Origin of the sequence: Nocardia sp. 2TAF39 (genome assembly GCF_052114905.1) — a bacterium.
Taxonomy (GTDB): Bacteria; Actinomycetota; Actinomycetes; order Mycobacteriales; family Mycobacteriaceae; genus Nocardia.
In genome coordinates, this window is record NZ_JBFRFQ010000066.1 from 1 (window position 1) to 16,556 (window position 16,556).

Annotated in this window: 16 protein-coding genes and 1 pseudogene; 8 read left to right on the plus strand and 9 right to left on the minus strand. The window is 65.4% G+C overall.

Translation table 11 applies throughout. From position 1 onward, the window contains the following. Positions 1 to 267, plus strand: a pseudogene (locus AB4Z47_RS28370) (cytochrome b); the annotation flags it as partial. Between the two features lie 94 nt (positions 268 to 361). Here AB4Z47_RS28370 and AB4Z47_RS28375 read toward each other — a convergent pair. Further along, positions 362 to 571 carry a DUF397 domain-containing protein gene (locus AB4Z47_RS28375; protein ID WP_441955378.1) on the minus strand — a complete coding sequence of 70 codons (210 nt, stop codon included), beginning with the start codon at positions 569 to 571 and terminating at the stop codon, positions 362 to 364. A gap of 421 nt (positions 572 to 992) precedes the next feature. Between AB4Z47_RS28375 and AB4Z47_RS28380 the strand changes: the two genes are divergently transcribed. The 3 genes from AB4Z47_RS28380 to AB4Z47_RS28390 are packed head-to-tail and all read left to right on the plus strand — an operon-like array spanning position 993 to position 3,221. Next, positions 993 to 1,475 carry a DUF309 domain-containing protein gene (locus AB4Z47_RS28380; protein WP_441955380.1) on the plus strand — a complete coding sequence of 161 codons (483 nt, stop codon included), beginning with the start codon at positions 993 to 995 and terminating at the stop codon, positions 1,473 to 1,475. A 55-nt stretch (positions 1,476 to 1,530) separates the two neighbouring features. Continuing rightward, positions 1,531 to 2,448, plus strand: coding sequence for a tRNA glutamyl-Q(34) synthetase GluQRS (gluQRS, locus tag AB4Z47_RS28385; protein ID WP_441955382.1), 918 nt, complete (start codon positions 1,531 to 1,533; stop codon positions 2,446 to 2,448). Positions 2,449 to 2,495: 47 nt separating this feature from the next. Beyond that, positions 2,496 to 3,221, plus strand: a complete 726-nt coding sequence (locus AB4Z47_RS28390) for an RDD family protein (RefSeq protein ID WP_441955384.1) — start codon at positions 2,496 to 2,498, stop codon at positions 3,219 to 3,221. Between the two features lie 75 nt (positions 3,222 to 3,296). Here AB4Z47_RS28390 and AB4Z47_RS28395 read toward each other — a convergent pair whose 3' ends face one another. After that, positions 3,297 to 3,800, minus strand: coding sequence for a DUF4190 domain-containing protein (locus tag AB4Z47_RS28395; RefSeq protein WP_441955386.1), 504 nt, complete (start codon positions 3,798 to 3,800; stop codon positions 3,297 to 3,299). Between the two features lie 32 nt (positions 3,801 to 3,832). On the opposite strand from AB4Z47_RS28395, the gene AB4Z47_RS28400 reads away from it, so the two are divergent. Further along, entirely contained in the window at positions 3,833 to 4,609 is a 777-nt protein-coding gene (locus AB4Z47_RS28400) for a queuosine precursor transporter (protein WP_441955426.1), read from the plus strand. A gap of 47 nt (positions 4,610 to 4,656) precedes the next feature. On the opposite strand, the gene tgt is transcribed toward AB4Z47_RS28400, so the two are convergent. From tgt to AB4Z47_RS28425, 5 genes are all read right to left on the minus strand, one after another. After that, positions 4,657 to 5,901 carry a tRNA guanosine(34) transglycosylase Tgt gene (tgt, locus tag AB4Z47_RS28405; RefSeq protein ID WP_441955388.1) on the minus strand — a complete coding sequence of 415 codons (1,245 nt, stop codon included), beginning with the start codon at positions 5,899 to 5,901 and terminating at the stop codon, positions 4,657 to 4,659. Positions 5,902 to 6,254: 353 nt separating this feature from the next. Continuing rightward, a complete protein-coding gene (locus tag AB4Z47_RS28410) occupies positions 6,255 to 8,159 on the minus strand; it encodes an ABC transporter ATP-binding protein (RefSeq protein WP_441955390.1) in 1,905 nt (634 codons plus the stop codon). A gap of 67 nt (positions 8,160 to 8,226) precedes the next feature. Next, positions 8,227 to 9,960 carry an ABC transporter ATP-binding protein gene (locus tag AB4Z47_RS28415; RefSeq protein WP_441955392.1) on the minus strand — a complete coding sequence of 578 codons (1,734 nt, stop codon included), beginning with the start codon at positions 9,958 to 9,960 and terminating at the stop codon, positions 8,227 to 8,229. Positions 9,961 to 10,048: 88 nt separating this feature from the next. Continuing rightward, a complete protein-coding gene (locus AB4Z47_RS28420; RefSeq protein WP_441955394.1) occupies positions 10,049 to 10,552 on the minus strand; it encodes an RrF2 family transcriptional regulator in 504 nt (167 codons plus the stop codon). A gap of 38 nt (positions 10,553 to 10,590) precedes the next feature. Continuing rightward, positions 10,591 to 11,184, minus strand: coding sequence for a TetR/AcrR family transcriptional regulator (locus tag AB4Z47_RS28425; RefSeq protein ID WP_441955396.1), 594 nt, complete (start codon positions 11,182 to 11,184; stop codon positions 10,591 to 10,593). Between the two features lie 204 nt (positions 11,185 to 11,388). Here AB4Z47_RS28425 and AB4Z47_RS28430 point away from each other — a divergent pair, with 204 nt between their 5' ends. Next, on the plus strand, positions 11,389 to 13,683 hold the full coding sequence (locus AB4Z47_RS28430; RefSeq protein WP_441955398.1) for an MMPL family transporter: 2,295 nt from the start codon (positions 11,389 to 11,391) through the stop codon (positions 13,681 to 13,683). Between the two features lie 97 nt (positions 13,684 to 13,780). Here AB4Z47_RS28430 and AB4Z47_RS28435 read toward each other — a convergent pair whose 3' ends face one another. Together AB4Z47_RS28435 and AB4Z47_RS28440 are read right to left on the minus strand one after the other, a co-directional pair. After that, positions 13,781 to 14,026 (minus strand): hypothetical protein, encoded by a 246-nt coding sequence (locus AB4Z47_RS28435; protein WP_441955400.1) that lies wholly within the window; start codon positions 14,024 to 14,026, stop codon positions 13,781 to 13,783. 286 nt (positions 14,027 to 14,312) lie between these two features. Next, positions 14,313 to 14,528 carry a hypothetical protein gene (locus AB4Z47_RS28440; RefSeq protein ID WP_441955402.1) on the minus strand — a complete coding sequence of 72 codons (216 nt, stop codon included), beginning with the start codon at positions 14,526 to 14,528 and terminating at the stop codon, positions 14,313 to 14,315. A gap of 187 nt (positions 14,529 to 14,715) precedes the next feature. Here AB4Z47_RS28440 and AB4Z47_RS28445 point away from each other — a divergent pair, with 187 nt between their 5' ends. Further along, a complete protein-coding gene (locus tag AB4Z47_RS28445) occupies positions 14,716 to 15,003 on the plus strand; it encodes a DUF6191 domain-containing protein (RefSeq protein WP_441955404.1) in 288 nt (95 codons plus the stop codon). A gap of 296 nt (positions 15,004 to 15,299) precedes the next feature. Continuing rightward, positions 15,300 to 16,352, plus strand: coding sequence for an EamA family transporter (locus tag AB4Z47_RS28450; RefSeq protein WP_441955406.1), 1,053 nt, complete (start codon positions 15,300 to 15,302; stop codon positions 16,350 to 16,352). Positions 16,353 to 16,556 lie beyond the last annotated feature (204 nt).

Sequence of the window (16,556 nt, forward strand, 5' to 3'; positions counted from 1 at the left end):
TACATCGAGGTGCACCAGCCGCTCGGCCCGGTCGACGACCACGGCCATCCGATTCCGTTGGAGTATCAAGGCGCCCCGGTGCCGAAGAAGATGAGCAAGTTGGGTGCGGCGGGCAAGCCGGGCACCGGTAGCTTCCTGCGCGCGGACCCCCGGCAGGAGTCGGAGCGCAACCGGTCGCTGGAGCACGAAGAAGAACGCAAGCAGCTTGCCGTGCTGCGCAGATATCAGGAGCGGACGAACGGCCGCGGAAACGGCTTCGCCGGTTGATGATTCGGCATCGCACGGGCCCGAATACCGCGAAGGCCCCGAGTCCATCCCGCCCCGGGGCCCGCTTGCCTTATTCAGGCGTTTCCGAAGCAGTTCAACTGTGCCGGAACTCTCCCGTCGAGACCCCCGCTAGGAATGCATCCCACTCGCCCGGCGCGAACGCCAAGATCGGGCCACTTCCACTGTCCTTGGTATCACGGACCGCTACATTGCCGTCGATGAGAAAGGCGACTTCCACGCAGTTCCCATCCGGACCACTGTATGTGCTCTTGCGCCACACAGCGCCCGTCAGATCAACCTTCACGGCACTAGCTCCTTTGCTGCGTCGAGAACGAAATTTCTCCTGACATCGGTCTAGCTAGCATCGGCACTCGGCGGAGACGCCGAATCCCGTAGTGCACCCTTCGGGAGAGCGCACTTTCCCGGTGCGTCGATATCGCACATCGAGTTCGAGAGGAATTCACCTCGCGGGGTTCGTCCCCGTGCGGTAAACACTAGCAGGTCCATCGAAAGTTTGCCCGTCTCTTACCTATTCAAACATCGCAGCCACGCATGTTTGCGAAGGAAGAGAGTTGCGGGAGCATTGCCAGCCGGTGGCATCCATTCCACGCACCGACGTTCCACAATCTTTTTGACGGATGTAATTGCTCCGTTATCACTCGGACAATTCGCCGACGGGCAGTGCCCTGTCGACGGCGCCACAGCGGCCGTGCATCATGGAACCTATGGTGGAACGCGATCGCGACGATGCAGGTCGTGCCCGTAGCTCCCGTCCGCGCGACCGCCTCGGGCGTCCGTTGCCGCCGGGAAGCGCCGGAGTTGCCCGAATTCCGGATGATCTGAATCTGCCGCCACAGCAAACCCTCACCTTCGCCCAGCAACTGCTGGATGACGGTTTCGCATTCAATGCACATGAGGTATTAGAGTCCGCGTGGAAGAACGGTCCGTTCGCTGAGCGGATGCTGTGGCAGGCGCTTGCGCAGTTCGCTGTCGGCCTTACCCACATACAACGCGGAAATCCCAAAGGGGCGCGTACACTGCTCGACCGGTCCGTGACCCGGCTGACCGCCTATCAGCCGGAAGGCGACCAAGTGCCCTACGGGATCGATCGTGTCGGACTGATCGCCCACGCCGAATCGCTGCTCGCCGCGCTCGACGCAGGGGTCGAACCAGCCGCCGACAACCTCAAGCCCCGCCTCCGCGGTTGATCGCGCCCCCCTACCATGGCCATCGTGCGCACCTCGTCGTTCTCCAGCCGGCCCCGTGTCTGAGGTCGGCGCGGGCCGCTATGCGCCGAGCCCATCCGGGGACCTGCACCTGGGCAATCTCCGCACCGCCCTGCTCGCCTGGGCGTTCGCCCGCTCCACGGGTCGGCGCTTCCACCTCAGGATCGAAAATCTGGACCGGGTGCGCCCCGGCGCGGAGCAGCGGCAGCTGGACGACCTCGCCGCGATCGGCGTGGACTGGGACGGGCCGGTGCTGCGGCAGTCCGAGCGGCTGCCACACTACGAGGCCGCGATCGAACGCCTCACCGCCGCCGGACTGACCTACGAATGCTATTGCACCCGAAGGGAAATCCAGCAGGCCTCGACGGCGCCCCACGGACCGATTGGCGCCTATCCCGGCACCTGCCGCACGCTGACCGCACAGGCGCGCGCGAGGCTGATTACCGAGGGCCGCCCGGCCGCTCTGCGCTTGCGCGCGACGGCGACCGAGTTCGAGGTGGTCGACGAACTGCACGGGCGTTACCGCGGCCAGGTCGACGATCTGGTGCTGCGACGCGGCGACGGTATCCCGGCCTACAACCTCGCGGTCGTCGTGGACGACGCGGCGCAGGGCATCGACCAGGTGGTGCGCGGCAACGACCTGTTGCCGTCTACACCACGGCAGGCCTATCTCGCGACGCTGCTCGATCTTCCGGTGCCTCGCTATGCCCATGTCCCGCTTGTGCTCAACGCGGACGGGAAGCGGCTTGCGAAGCGAGACGCCGCGGTGACCCTTGCCGACCAACGGACGCTCGGCAACACGCCCGAACAGGTCGTGGCGGCCCTCGCCGCCTCACTCGGCTGCACCGCGACATCGTCATTCGAGCTACTCGCACATTTCGACCCGGGGCTTCTGCCTTGGGAACCGTGGATACTCGACGTGAGCGGGTTGTTGCAACGCAGTCGATGTCCGTAACGTACGCAACGTCCGAACTACCGATCACTCGACGAGGACAAGCAACTATGACAAGCGGTGGGTACGACCCCAACCAGTATCCGCAGGGCGGGCAGCCGTACGGGCAGCCGTACCCGCAGAGCGGCGACCAGTACGGGCAGCAGCCCCAGTATGGCCAGCAGCCTCAGTATGGCCAGCAGCCCCAGCAGTCCCAGTACGGACAGCAGCCTCAATACGGGCAGCAGCAGCAGCCTTACGGGCAGCAGCCGCAGTACGGGCAGCAGCAGCCTTACGGGCAGCAGCCGCAGTACGGGCAGGATCCCTACGGGCAGCAGCCGTACCCACAGCAGCCGGGCAACTTCGGCTACGGCGGCCAGCCTGGTGACCTCGGCACCCGCATCGGGGCCCGCGTCATCGACGGGCTCATCTTGATGATCCCCTACTTCATCCTGTACATCCTGGTCAACAACTCGCTCGGCCTGACCATTGGTCTGGGCCTGGTCTGGACCCTGGTGGAGCTCGGTTACTTCGTCGGCATGGAGACCTCGCAAGGCACCACGCTCGGCAAGAAGATCCTCGGCCTGAAAGTGCTCGCCCCCGGCGGCGCCGCCAAGATCGACCCGGCCAGCTCGCTGAAGCGGAACCTCTTCCTCGCGGCGAACATCATCCCGTGCGTCGGCGGCCTCGTCGCGCTGGGTCTGGCGATCTACATCATGGTCACCATCTCGCAGGATCCGAACAAGCAGGGCTGGCACGACAAGTTCGCCGGCGGCACCCAGGTCGTCAAGGCCTGACGCGCGGCAGCGGTACGAAGCACAAGGGGCGCACCCGAAGCGGGTGCGCCCCTGCTGCTTTCCCGGCCATTGCCGCTACGAGCTCGTCGAGCCCACGATGATCACGACGACAAGCCACAGGACGGCGAGCACGATCGCGCCGACACCGATCCAGACGCCGGCGAGCGCCATGCCGCGCCCCTCCTGCCCGGACTGCTTGATCTGGTTCAACGCGACCGCGCCGAGGATGATGCCGACGATCGAGCCGATTCCACACGTGACGAAGCCGACCAGTGACGAGATCAGCGCACCGATCGCCACGCCGTTGGTGCCCTGCACCGGAACGCCATAGGGCTGGTAGGGGCTCTGGTAGGCGTAATTCGGCTGCTGGTAGGGCTGCGCGGGCTGCTGGTAGGACGGGTACTGTGGCTGCGGAGGGGGCGTCATCGGCTGCACCGGGTGCTGCGGCGCCGACGGATAACCCGAAGGCGGCTCGGCGTTGGGGTACTGCGGGACCGAATTCTGCCCACCGGACTCCGGCGACACGCCTTGGCCGCCGTACTGCTTCCACCATTCGTCGGAATCGCCGGGATTCGTCATTGCTACAGCGTATTCCACAACCTGGTTGGATGATGCGGGTGAGTGAGTCGAAGACAACCGAAGAACATGGACCTGGACACCCCGCGCCGAAGCATGCGGCATTCGCCCAGGTAGCGCGGGGGTACTACACACCGATCGTGGCGGTGTTCACCGCGACGCTGATCATCTCCAACATCTGCGCGACCAAGGGCGTGCAGTTCCTCACCGACCATTCGGTGAAACTGGGGCCGCTGGAGATCCTGCCGATCACCACGGACGGCGCCTGGTTCCTCTTTCCCCTCGCCTACATCATCGGCGACGTGATGAGCGAGATCTACGGCTTCCGCGCCGCGCGCCGGGCCATTTACTACGGCTTCGCCATGCTGCTGCTGACCGTGGTGTGCTTCAAGATCGCCATCCAACTGCCCGCCGCGACCTTCTACGAGAACCAGGACGCGTTCCGTACCGTCATCGGAACAACCCCGCAGCTCGTCGCCGCCGGTCTGGCCGGTTATTTCGTCGGCGAGATGCTGAATTCGGCGACACTGGTGCTGATCAAGGAGCGGACCAAAGAGAAGCACCTGTGGGCGCGCCTGATCGGGTCGACCGTGGTCGGCGAGTTCGGCGACACGCTGATCTTCTGCTCGATCGCGGCCACCGCAATCGGCATCGACTCCTGGGGACAGTTCGTCAATTACGTGATCGTCGGCTTCCTCTGGAAGACGCTCGCGGAAGTCATCGTGCTGCCGATCACCTATCGGGTGATCGGGTGGCTCAAGAAGCACGAACCCAGCTACGCACCGAGCGAAGTTCCCGCTCTGCTCCGATGAAAGACGTTGAGGGTCAGCGGAACACGATGCGAAGTCCAGTGCAGGCCCTATGGTGTCCGGATGCGGCCCCGCCAGTGACCTAGCGTCTCGGCTTTGTGCTCGTCGAAGTAGCCGTCTTCGATACTCTGCCGGATGCGGTCGACGAGCCGCACCGTGAACCGCTCGTTGTGGATCGTGCACAGCATGGCCGCGAGCATCTCCTTGGCCTTGAACAGGTGGTGGATGTAGGCGCGGCTGTAGTTGGCGCAGGTGTAGCAGTCGCAGGTCTCGTCGATCGGGGTGAAGTCGCGCCGGAAGCGGCTGGTGTTGATGTTGAACCGACCTTCGTCGACGTAGATCGCGGCGTTGCGGGCGACTCGCGACGGGTTCACGCAATCGAAGGTGTCCGCGCCGTTCTCGACGGCGGTGAAGATGTCCTCCGGCTCGCTGATGCCGAGCATGTGGCGCGGCTTGTCCTCGGGCAGCTCGTCCGAGCACCAGCCGACGATGGCGCCCAGGTTGTGTTTCTCCAGCGCGCCGCCGATGCCATAGCCGTCGAACGCCGTTCCCGCACTTCCCCGGATCGATTCGAGGCCGCGACATGCCTTGCGCCGCAAGTCCTCGTACTGCGCGCCCTGGATGACGGCGAACAGTGCCTGGTAGGGGCGGTGCGTGCGCGCGGCGGTCAGCCGTTCGTGCTCATCGATGCAGCGCTGCGCCCACTCGTGCGTGCGCTGCAACGACTTTTCCTGGTAGGCGCGGGTGTTGAGCAGCGTGGTGAGCTCGTCGAAGGCGAACATGATGTCGGCGCCCAACTCGTGCTGGATGCCCATCGACACCTCAGGGGTGAACCGATGCTCGGAGCCGTCCAAGTGTGAGCGGAAGGTGACGCCGTCGTCATCGACGGTGGCAAGCCGCTCCTTGCCCGCGGCGATCACGTCGTCGCTGCGGATGTCGACCGCCTCCATCGCAAGCACCTTCTTGAACCCGACGCCCAGCGACATCACCTGGAACCCGCCGCTGTCTGTGAAGGTCGGCCCGGACCAGTTCATGAATTTGCCGAGCCCGCCCGCCTCGTCCACGATGTCGGCGCCGGGCTGCAGGTATAGGTGATAGGCGTTGGCCAGCAGCGCCTGCGCACCGAGATCCTTCATGGTCTCCGGCAGCACCGCCTTCACGGTCGCCTTGGTGCCCACCGGAATGAACGCTGGCGTGGCGATCGGGCCGTGCGGCGTGCCGATCATGCCGGACCGGCCGTGCCGCCCATCCAAGCGAGCACCGACGGTGAAGGAAAAGGATTCAGGACCGGACACCTCGCAATCCTCCCAGCCCGGCGGACACCGACCGCAGCAGGCCACCAATCCCCACAGCAATCGCCTCCCAACCCAACCACTCGCCCCGACCCCCACTTCCGAGCGCAGCGAGACCGAGCATTGTCCGTTCGCGGCCCGGCTCGCATCCGAGTGATCACCGCGTCCGCGACGAAGTCGCCAACAGCGGGCCACCCAGACGCCAGCCACAAGAAGTCCGCCAACACCGCCACCCCCGCAGGCCAGACAATCCCCACAGCGATCACGTCCCAACCCAACCACTCGCCCCGACCCCCACTTCCGAGCGCAGCGAGACCGAGCATTGTCCGTTCGCGGCGCCGCAGGCGCTGCCAAAACTACAGAGCCGCGGCGAACTGGGCGTTGTACAGGCGGTAGTACGCCCCGCGCTCCTCGAGCAGGCGTTCGTGCGTGCCGTGTTCCACGATCCGGCCGGCCTCCATGACGACGATCAGATCGGCGTCGCGGATGGTGGAGAGGCGGTGGGCGATGACGAAGCTGGTCCGGTCCCGGCGCAGCGCGGCGGTGGCGTGTTGCACCAGCAGCTCGGTGCGGGTGTCCACCGAGCTGGTCGCCTCGTCGAGGATGAGGATCGACGGCTTGGCCAGAAACGCTCGCGCGATGGTGATCAGCTGCTTCTCGCCCGCGCTGACGCCGGAGCCCTCCTCGTCGATGATCGTGTCGTAGCCGTCGGGCAGCGCGTGCACGAAACGGTCCACATAGGCGGCCCGCGCGGCGGCGATGATGTCCTCTTCGCTCGCGTTCGGGCTGCCGTAGGCGATGTTCTCCCGAATGGTGCCGCGGAACAGCCAGGTGTCTTGCAACACCATGCCGATGCGCGAGCGAAGGTTGTCGCGGGTGAGTTCGGTGATGTCGACGTCGTCGATGGTGATGGTGCCCGCGTCGAGTTCGTAGAACCGCATGAGCAGATTCACCAGCGTCGTCTTGCCCGCGCCGGTCGGGCCGACGATGGCGACCACATGGCCGGGCTCCGCCAGCAGGGAGAGCCGCTCGATCACCGGTTTGTCCGGTTCGTAGCGGAATGAGACGGCTTCGAATTCCACTCGGCCGCGATCCACCGGGCGGGTGTCGGCCATCGTCGGGTCCGGGCTCTGTTCCTCGGCATCGAGAATCTCGAAGATCCGCTCGGCCGAGGCGACACCGGACTGCAGCAGGTTGGCCATCGCGCCGATCTGGGTGAGCGGTTGGCTGAATTGCCGGGAGTACTGGATGAACGCCTGCACTTCGCCGAGCGACAGGTTGCCTGTCGCCACCCGCAGGCCGCCGACCAGCGCGACCAGCACGAAGTTCACGTTCCCGAGGAACATGATCGCGGGCATGATCAGGCCGGAGATGAACTGCGCCGCGAAGCTGGCCTGGTAGAGCTCCTGGTTGCGCTTGTCGAACTCCTTGCCGACCTCGCGGTTGCGGCCGAATGCGGTGACCACCTCGTGGCCGGTGTACGCCTCCTCGACCTGAGCGTTGACCAGGCCGGTGTACTTCCACTGGTTGACGAAGTGCGGCTTGGAGCGTTTCGCGATCTGTGCGGTGACTACGACCGCGACGGGCACGGTGAGCAGCGCGATCACCGCCAGCAGCGCCGAGATCCAGAACATCATGATCAGGATGCCGAGCACCGAGAACACCGAGGTCAGCAGCTGGCTCATGGTCTGCTGCAGGCTCTGCGAGATGTTGTCCACGTCGTTGGTGACCCGGCTGAGCACGTCACCGCGCGGCGCGGAATCGAAGTAGCGCAACGGAAGCCGGTGGATTTTGTCCTCGATGTCGCTGCGCAGCCGCTTCACCGTCCGATTGATGACGATGTTGAGCAGATAGCCCTGCAACCAGCCGAACACCGCGGCACCGAGGTAGAGGACGAGCACCCACGTGAGGATCTTGCCCACCGCGGCGAAATCCACTCCCACGCCCGGGATCACGTTCATCGCGCCGAGCATGTCGGCAAAGGTGTTGTCGCCCTTGGCCCGCAGCGCCTCGATCGCCTCGTTCTTGGTGACGCCGGACGGCAATTGTTTGCCGACCACGCCGTCGAAGACCAGGTTGGTCGCCCTGCCGAGGATGTACGGGCCCAGCGTATTCAGTACCACCGATACGACGACGAGCAGGATGATCAGCCCGACGTTGAACCGTTCGGGAGCGAGCCTGCGCAGCAAGCGCCGCAGCGAAGGGCCGAACGATTTCGCCTTGGCGTCCGGCGCACCCGGACTCGGCATTCCTGGCCTCATCGCACCTCCTGCGTCCTGCGGGACACCTGCACCCGGTCGGCGCCGATGAGCGCTGCGGGATCGTATCTCATCGCGCCTCCTCGGCACTCAGCTGCGATTCGACGATCTCCCGGTACTCCGAGCATTCGCGCATCAGCTGCTCATGGGTGCCGACGCCCGCCATCGCGCCGTCCTCGAGCACCACGATCTGATCGGCGTCGCGGATCGTCGTGACGCGCTGGGCGACGATGACCACCGAGGCGTCAGCGGTCTCCGGCTTCAGCGCCTCCCGCAGCCTGGCGTCGGTCGCGACGTCGAGCGCGGAGAACGAGTCGTCGAACAGGTACACCCTCGGCTTCTTCACCAGTGCCCGCGCGATCGCCAGCCGCTGGCGCTGACCGCCGGAGACCGTCGTGCCGCCCTGCGCGACCGGGGTTTCGAGGCCTTGCGGCATATCCCGGACGAAATCGGCGGCTTGCGCGATCTCCAGTGCGTGCCAGAGATCCTCGTCGGTGGCGTCCGGATCGCCGTAGCGCAGGTTGCTCGCGATTGTCCCGGAGAACAGATACGCCTTCTGCGGGATCAGGCCGATCTGCGAGCGCAGCAGCTCCAGGTCGATGTGGCGGATGTCGGTTCCGCCGACGTAGACCGCGCCGTCGGTGACGTCCATCAGCCGGGGAACCAGGTTGACCAAGGTGGTCTTGCCCGCGCCGGTGGACCCGACGATCGCGGTGGTGGTGCCGGGGCGCACCTGGAACCGAATGGCCTTCAGCACCGGTTTTTCCGCGCCGGGAAAGGCGAATTCGGCGAACTGGAAATCCACTGCGGCCGGGTCGCCGGAGAACGGCTGCGGCAATCGGGGTGGGCGAACCGAGGACTCGGTGTCCAGCACCTCGGCGATGCGGTCCGCGGAGACCGCGGCGCGCGGCGCCATCATGGCCAGGAACGAAGCCATCATCACGGCCATCAGGATCTGCGTGATGTAGGACAGCATCGCGGTGAGCGAGCCGATCTGCATGTGCCCCTCGTCGATCCCGTGCCCGCCGAACCAGATCACCGCGACGGCGGTGACGTTGCTGATCAGCATGACCGTTGGGAACATCAGCGCCGTCAACCGGCCGACACGCAGCGCGGCCTCGGTGAGTTCGGTGTTCGCCACGCCGAAGCGCCAGGTCTCCTGCCGCTCCCGTACGAACGCCCGGACCACACGGATGCCGGTGATCTGCTCGCGCAGCACCCGGTTCACCTCGTCGATCCTGGTCTGCATCTCGCGGAAGCCGGGCACCATCCTGGAGATGATGAAACCCATGGACAATCCGAGTGCGGGCACCGCGATCAGCAGCAGCCAGGACAGGCCGAGATCCTCGCGCAGCGCCATGATGACGCCGCCGATGCACATGATCGGCGCCATCACCAGGATGGTCGCCGACATCACGATGAGCAGCTGAACCTGCTGGATGTCGTTGGTGTTGCGAGTGATCAGCGACGGCGCGCCGAACATCCCCACTTCCCGCGCGGAGAACGTACCGACCCGGTGCAGCACCGCGCCGCGCAGATCACGTCCGGCGCCCATAGCCGCCTGCGCGCCGAGATAGACCGACGAGGCCGACGCGACGATCTGCACACCGGTGACCGCGAGCATCCACAGGCCGGTGGTCCAGATGTAGCCGATGTCACCCTTGGTGACGCCGCCGTCGATCAGATCCGCGTTCAGACTCGGCAGGTACAGCATCGCGATGACGGAAATCAGCTGGAGCGCAACGACCCCCGCCAATTGGGTGCGGTAGGGGTACAGATGCGAGCGGAGCAGTCTGATCAGCATGATGAGTCGCAGGTTACCGGCAAACGATGCACTCCGTCGCGGAGATTCCTGACCAGCATGAATACCCTTTAGTCGGGGGTGCGCGGCGCTATCTGCGCGACCACGCTCCCGGATCCTCGGTGAGCGACTCGACGAATCCGGGCAGTTGATTCTGCGCGATGTCGTCGATGGACACCTTCTCCAGTACGGCGCGCAGGTTCACCCGTAGCGCGATCCACACCCGCTGCAACGACTCGGCCGGGCCGGGATAGCGCACGTCCTCCGGTCGTTCACCGCGCACCGACGCGAGCGGTCCCTCGACGGCACGGATCACGTCGGCGATGGAGATCTCGGACGCGGGCCTGGCAAGCCAGTAGCCGCCCTCCGGACCGCGCCTGCTGATCACCAGACCGGCCCTGCGGAGCTCGCCGAGCACCGACTCGAGCACCTTGGGCGGAATTCGCTGCGCGGCGGCGATGGCCTCGGCCTTCACCACCGGTGCGGCCTGCACGACGGATGCGCCGAGCCCGACCGTGGTTTGGTTCAGCCGCGATGCGCGGGCGATCTCGAGCAGCGTCCGCACCGCGTAATCGACCTTCGCGCTGATATGCACAGCGACAACTCCCTGGCGTTGGCGGCGGTAGATCGAATCTACGCGGTTCGACCCGCGGTGAGCACACAAGTCGCTGCGTCCAGGAGCGACGACTCCACCAGCGAATCGGCGGCGCCGGGAACCAATTCCTTGGATACCAGCGCGACGCCGATCACCTCGAGCGCCGCGCAGGCCCGGAGCCTGGCTTCCTCGGTGGCATTCGGCCCGGCCAGCCATTCGCGCAGCACCTGGCTCGCGTCCATCAGATCCGGGTAGCGGTCGGCCATCGCGTTCACGATCGCGACCGTATCGCGCAGGATCAGCGCCCCGGCGCCGCGGTGATGGATCAGCCCACGCAGGTAGGTCCGCAAAACCTGGCGAATGCCTTCGGCATCGTGCGACACCTGGTCGAGATCGTCGACCACCGACCGCATGTGATCGACGATCGGATCGATGATCGCGAGCAGCAGATCGAGTTTCGAAGCGTAGTGATAGTAGAGCGAAGCCTTTGTGATTCCTACCGCATCCGCGACCTCGCGCAGGCTCGTCTGTTCGAATCCTTTGGCTCCGAAGAGCTTGACCGCAGCGTCGCGGATTGCAATTTTAGTGCCTCCACCTGCGACAACAGTGTCAGGTGTATCCCGGACAGCCATGGGATGATCCTCTCATCACTTCTGCGCTGAGCTAACGGTGCCAGCAAAATAGAGGTTGTACCTCCGCTTAGCGCCTGGGTAGTCTACCTACCGCACGGTAGGCAGAAAGCGTCAGTGTGGAGGCGGGGCAGGCAGGGCTCCCCGCGAGAGTGCTGTCTACACGCGGAACCAGCACGTCCCAGTCATCGCTAGGAGTAACCCCTCGTGTCCGTTTATCTGTATAGATGGGGAAAGTTCGCTTTCCGCAGGAAATGGATCGTCCTTCCCGTCTGGCTCGTCTTGTTTGTGCTCCTCGGTGGTTTGGGCGCACAGCTCAGCAAGCCGATGACCAACGACTTCAGCATGCCGGACCTGCCGTCCGCCCGGGCCAACGACATCCTCGACAAGCACTTCCCCGGCGCTTCCGACGCGTTCAAATTCGACGCGGTCACCGGCACCTACGTCATCAGCGCGCCCGAAGGGCAGAAGCTGACCGACCCGGCGAACCGTGCCGCGGTCGAAGCGTTCATCGCCAAGCTCGGCCAGCTCGACATCGTCGACCACGGCAAGCCGATCACGAACCCGGTCGAGGCGGCCGAGAAGATGGGCTGCCTGGCCAACCCCGACCCCGCCCAGTGCAGTGGCGCGCCGCTGAACGTGCTCAGCAAGACCGAGCCCGACACCGTGGCGGTGATGAACGTCCCGTTCACTATCGCGAAGTTCACCGATGTGACCGACAAAGACCGTGACGCGGCGTACCAGGTGGCCAGCGACGCACGCAATGCCGGGCTCACGGTCGAGATGAGCGGCTCCATCGCGACGAAGCAGGAGGCCCCGAGCGGCAAGTCCGAGATGATCGGCATGGCCGTCGCATTGGTCGTCATGATCGTGGCGTTCGGCGCCATCGTCGCCGCGTTCGTGCCGATCGTCACCGCGATCGTCGGACTCGGCGCGGCCACCTCGCTGATCATGCTCGGCACCTCGGTGATCGACGTTCCCAGCTTCACCACGTTCCTCGCATCGATGATCGGCATCGCGCTGTCCATCGACTACGCGCTGTTCATCGTGTCCAGGTACAAACACGAACTCGCGGTGCAGGATTCGCCCGAGGAGGCGGCGGGCACCGCACTCGGCACGGCCGGTTCCGCGGTGGTGTTCGCCGGCCTGACCGTCATCATCGCGCTGGCGGGCCTCAGCATCGTCGGCGTCCAGTTCATGACGTTCATGGGTCTGGGTGGCGCAATCGCCGCCGGCTTCGCGGTGCTCACCGCGATCACCCTGATGCCGGCGCTGCTCGGCGCGTTCGGCCGTGTGCTGTTCAAGCCGAAGCTGCCGGTGGTGGCCCAGCACGACCCCGAAGACGAGCACTCGGTCACCAACGGCATGCGCTTCGGTCGACTGATCGGCAAGGCGCCGTGGGCCGCGCTGGTTCTCAGCGTCGTGGTGCTCGGTGCGCTCGCCGCGCCCGCGGCGGGCCTGAACCTCGGCCTGCCCGGTGACGACAGCATGCCGAAGACGTCCACCGTCCGCAAGGCTTACGAGCTGCGCACCGAAGGCTTCGGCGAGGGCAGCAACGGCGTGCTGAACGTGGCCGCCGACCTTACCGACGTGCCCGCCGAGAACCGGCAGGCCGCGGTCGGGGCGCTGCGCGACAAGCTCGCCTCCTACCCGGACATGGACTACGTCACCGAGCCGCAATGGAGCAAGGACGAGCAGGGCGTGCTGCTGGACGGCGTGCCGAAGTCGGGCCCGAACAACCAAGCCACCAAGGATCTGGTGCAAGATGCCCGCGACGCCGAAGGACAGCTGAAGGCCCAGTACGGCATCGAGTACGGCATCACGGGAACCACGGCGATCTACGCCGACGTCGACCACGTGCTGCTCAGCAAGATCGTGCCCTACCTGGCGATCGTGGCGGGCGCGGCATTCGTGCTGCTGATCCTGGTGTTCCGATCCATCCTCGTGCCGCTCACCGCGGCACTCGGGTTCCTGCTTTCGATGGCCGCCACCTTCGGCGCGACCGTGCTGATCTTCCAGCAGGGCAAGCTCGGGCTGATCGAGGACCCACATCCGCTGGTCAGCTTCCTGCCGATCATGCTGATCGGCCTGGTGTTCGGCCTCGCGATGGACTACCAGGTTTTCCTGGTGACCCGGATGCGGGAGGAGTTCGTCAACGGCAGGTCACCCAAGGAAGCGGTGGTCGCCGGCTATCACCACGGCGCCCGCGTGGTGACCGCGGCCGCGATCATCATGATCTCGGTGTTCGGCTCCTTCCTGCTGGAGACGGACGTGACGGCGAAGTCGTTCGGCTTCGCACTGGCGGCAGGCGTGCTGCTGGACGCGTTCATCGTCCGCATGGTGCTGATCCCGTCGCTGTTGGTGCTGATGGGCAAGTGGTCGTGGTGGATGCCCAAGTGGCTCGACCGGATCCTGCCCGACATCGACGTCGAGGGCGCGAAACTGCGTGAGCTGCAGCAGCGTTCGGCGGAAACGGTGCAGGTGCCGGTCGGCGTCAGCTGATCCGAAAACCGCCACTCGGCCCCGCATCCCGCCACCTCGGGTGCGGGGCCGAGCGCGTTCTCCGGTTCTCGGAGTTTGCGGGCGGATTATCGTTCGGTCACTGGCTGGGCTGCGGAAGCTCGCAGTCGCCGACCTTCGGATTCATGCCCACGTAGTTGAGCGGGCCAGCGAGCGCCGTCACGGCGATCGTGCCCCATCCTGCACAGTCGATCGGACCGGTGTCGAAGTAGTGGCGCTGACCGGCGGCGAGCAGCCCGACGGCCAGCCATATCATCAGCAGGTACCCGACCAGTCGGGTACCCGTTCCGCGCACGGCTCGTCTGCGAGTTTCGTGGTCGCGCATCTCATCGCTCCCTTCCGTGCTCCCCATGGACGGAATACCCGGAGGTGCGCCAGTTATCCCCGCCGCTACCGGCCTGGCTGCCACACGGGCAGCTGGCAACTTTCGGATGCACATCGAGGTAGTTGCGCGGCACCGCGAGCACGGTCGGCATGACTGTGTCGAAACCGGCGCAGTTGACCGGGCCGCTGCCGAAGTAGTGGCGCGGCCCCGCGCCGAGCGGCCCGTGTCGTCCGACGGCGGCCGAGCGGAATCGAATCCGCGTGGCCGTCGGTGTCACTCTGTCGAACTACGGACTCGGTTGCGGCACATTGCAATCCGCGACCTTCGGGTTCACGCCCATGTAGTTGAGCGGGCCCGCGATCACGGTGACAGCGATGGTGCCGATACCGGCGCAGTTGACCGGGCCGCTGTCGAAGTAGTGACGCTGCGCAGCGGCGACCACGCCGATCAGCAGCCAGACCAAGACGATTACACTTCCGATTCTCAGGTTTCTCTCGCGCATCGTTCCCGCGCGGACTGTTCGACGGCGCATTCTGGCATCGCGTCCTTTCCGCACTTCCGTACCCGGCGTATACCCCCGATTTCGCTGAATATCCGCCGTATGCGGGGGGATTCTCGGCTCGCCGACCAACCGACTCAGATGTCGGAAGCGTGATCGTCCGCCACCGTTCCTGGTACTTTCGGGTGGCATGGCGTCGGTCTTGCAGTGGTGGATTCCGGGTTGGGTAATCCTTCTCGTGCTCGTCGCGGTCTACGAGCTGACCGTCAACAAGCGCCGTAGGCGCCGCCGCACCCCTATCTCGGGCACCTTCACCGACGAGTTCACCGCGCTGTTCTACAGCACCAAGCGCATGGAACTCGACCACCGCGAATCGATCTCCATGCTGCGCGACGAGCAGGACCAAGGTGCGCCGCCGCGGGTCGGCCTCGACCTGGACCGGCACACCGTCGTCCTGCGCAAGGACGAAGACGGCTAGCGAATTTCCGATAAGAGCTGAGGTTTCGATCTTCGGTAGGCATGGTGCCGGTTCGCCGGCTACCGCACGTCACCACCGGTTACTTCCTCTCCGCCCAGGGGAATGATCTCTGACAAGTGGCTCAGCGCGGTGAGGGCTTCCCGTGTTCGAGGGCGATGACCGCCCCGCTCTGGGCATGCGCATCACCTGACTCATGTGCTGGAGACCACAGCCCCAGGGCATTCCGCCGCATTGTCAACGGAATTCAGCAACCGAACAGTCTCCTATCAGTTGCTTAGCGCACCTATTATTCGTCCGTGAAGGCACAGTTCCACAACGGCACGTCCCAGCACGCGGTCGGCAACCTCTCCGCTCCGGTCCTCATCCTCGGCGGCATGGTCAGCATTCAGCTCGGCGCAGCATTGGCCAAACATCTGTTCGACATCATCGGCGCGAATGCGACCGCGAGTGTGCGAATCATGCTCGCCGGCATTATCGCGATGGCGCTGTGGCGCCCGTCGCTGCGCATCGAACGTCGCGCGCTGCCAGGCATTTTCGGGTTCGGTGCCGCTACCACCGGAATGAATCTCTGCTTCTACGCGGCGATCGACCGCATCCCACTCGGCATGGCCGTCACCATCGAATTCCTCGGGCCGCTCACCGTCGCACTCGCCGGATCACGCCGATGGCGCGACACGCTGTGGGTGCTACTCGCAGGCGCGGGCGTATTGCTGTTGACCGACTCCGCTGGCGCGGTGTCCTGGACCGGTGTGCTGTTCGCGCTGGCGAGCGCGGCAGGCTGGGGTGGCTACATCGTGTTCAGCGCTATCGTCGGGAAACACACCGCCGGACACGACGGCCTCGCTCTCGCAATGGCTGTCGGTGGAATCCTCGCGACGCCAATGGCGTTCGCGCACGCGAGCCCGGCCGTGCTCGAACCGCTGGTGTTGCTCGGCGTTCTCGCCGTCGCGGTGCTGTCGTCCCTGGTCCCCCATGCGATCGAGATGACGGCGCTGCGGCGGATCTCCGCCTCGACCTTCGGTGTGCTGATGAGCCTCGAGCCCGCCGTCGCGGCAGGCGCAGGCATGCTGCTGCTCGGTGAAGGACTGCGGCTCACCCAATGGGCGGGCGTATGTTTGGTCGTCATCGCGGCGGCAGGTGCGGCACGCATCAGCGCAACGCCGAAAGCGCAGGATCCGCAGCAATCCCCAACCAAGCAGGCGGTCGGGTTCAGACAGGCCCCTGACCTGCATGAGGCGTGGCCGTGGCGCGGAGGAGGCGTTTCAGCCGAACCGGGGCCGCTCGTCAGAGTATCGAAATCGTCTCTAGCAGCATTAACGCCTCACGATGATTCGCCTCAATCACGGTGATGGTGGGCAAAAGCAGGCATCGAGCCGCGCCCACCACCCAACTGCCTGTCGAAACGGCGCAGTCCCAATTGTCTGTGTAATACGGACTTCACCATCTGAGGCTCCGACTTGTATGGAGTCCCCCCGGGTAGGCGGTTGCGTCCCCAGACGCGGCATCTCCAGGTCGGCAACCCAACCGCGCCGAGAACTTGATTTTCGAGCTAC

Bases quoted from the DNA above. Each gene is read 5' to 3' on its own strand.
- AB4Z47_RS28380 (WP_441955380.1), top strand. From the start codon at position 993: ATGGTGGAACGCGATCGCGACGATGCAGGTCGTGCCCGTAGCTCCCGT.
- AB4Z47_RS28390 (WP_441955384.1), top strand. From the start codon at position 2,496: ATGACAAGCGGTGGGTACGACCCCAACCAGTATCCGCAGGGCGGGCAG.
- AB4Z47_RS28395 (WP_441955386.1), bottom strand. From the start codon at position 3,800: ATGACGAATCCCGGCGATTCCGACGAATGGTGGAAGCAGTACGGCGGC.
- AB4Z47_RS28400 (WP_441955426.1), top strand. From the start codon at position 3,833: ATGCGGGTGAGTGAGTCGAAGACAACCGAAGAACATGGACCTGGACAC.
- AB4Z47_RS28410 (WP_441955390.1), bottom strand. From the start codon at position 8,159: ATGAGGCCAGGAATGCCGAGTCCGGGTGCGCCGGACGCCAAGGCGAAA.
- AB4Z47_RS28415 (WP_441955392.1), bottom strand. From the start codon at position 9,960: ATGCTGATCAGACTGCTCCGCTCGCATCTGTACCCCTACCGCACCCAA.
- AB4Z47_RS28425 (WP_441955396.1), bottom strand. From the start codon at position 11,184: ATGGCTGTCCGGGATACACCTGACACTGTTGTCGCAGGTGGAGGCACT.
- AB4Z47_RS28435 (WP_441955400.1), bottom strand. From the start codon at position 14,026: ATGCGCGACCACGAAACTCGCAGACGAGCCGTGCGCGGAACGGGTACC.
- AB4Z47_RS28440 (WP_441955402.1), bottom strand. From the start codon at position 14,528: ATGCGCGAGAGAAACCTGAGAATCGGAAGTGTAATCGTCTTGGTCTGG.
- AB4Z47_RS28445 (WP_441955404.1), top strand. From the start codon at position 14,716: ATGGCGTCGGTCTTGCAGTGGTGGATTCCGGGTTGGGTAATCCTTCTC.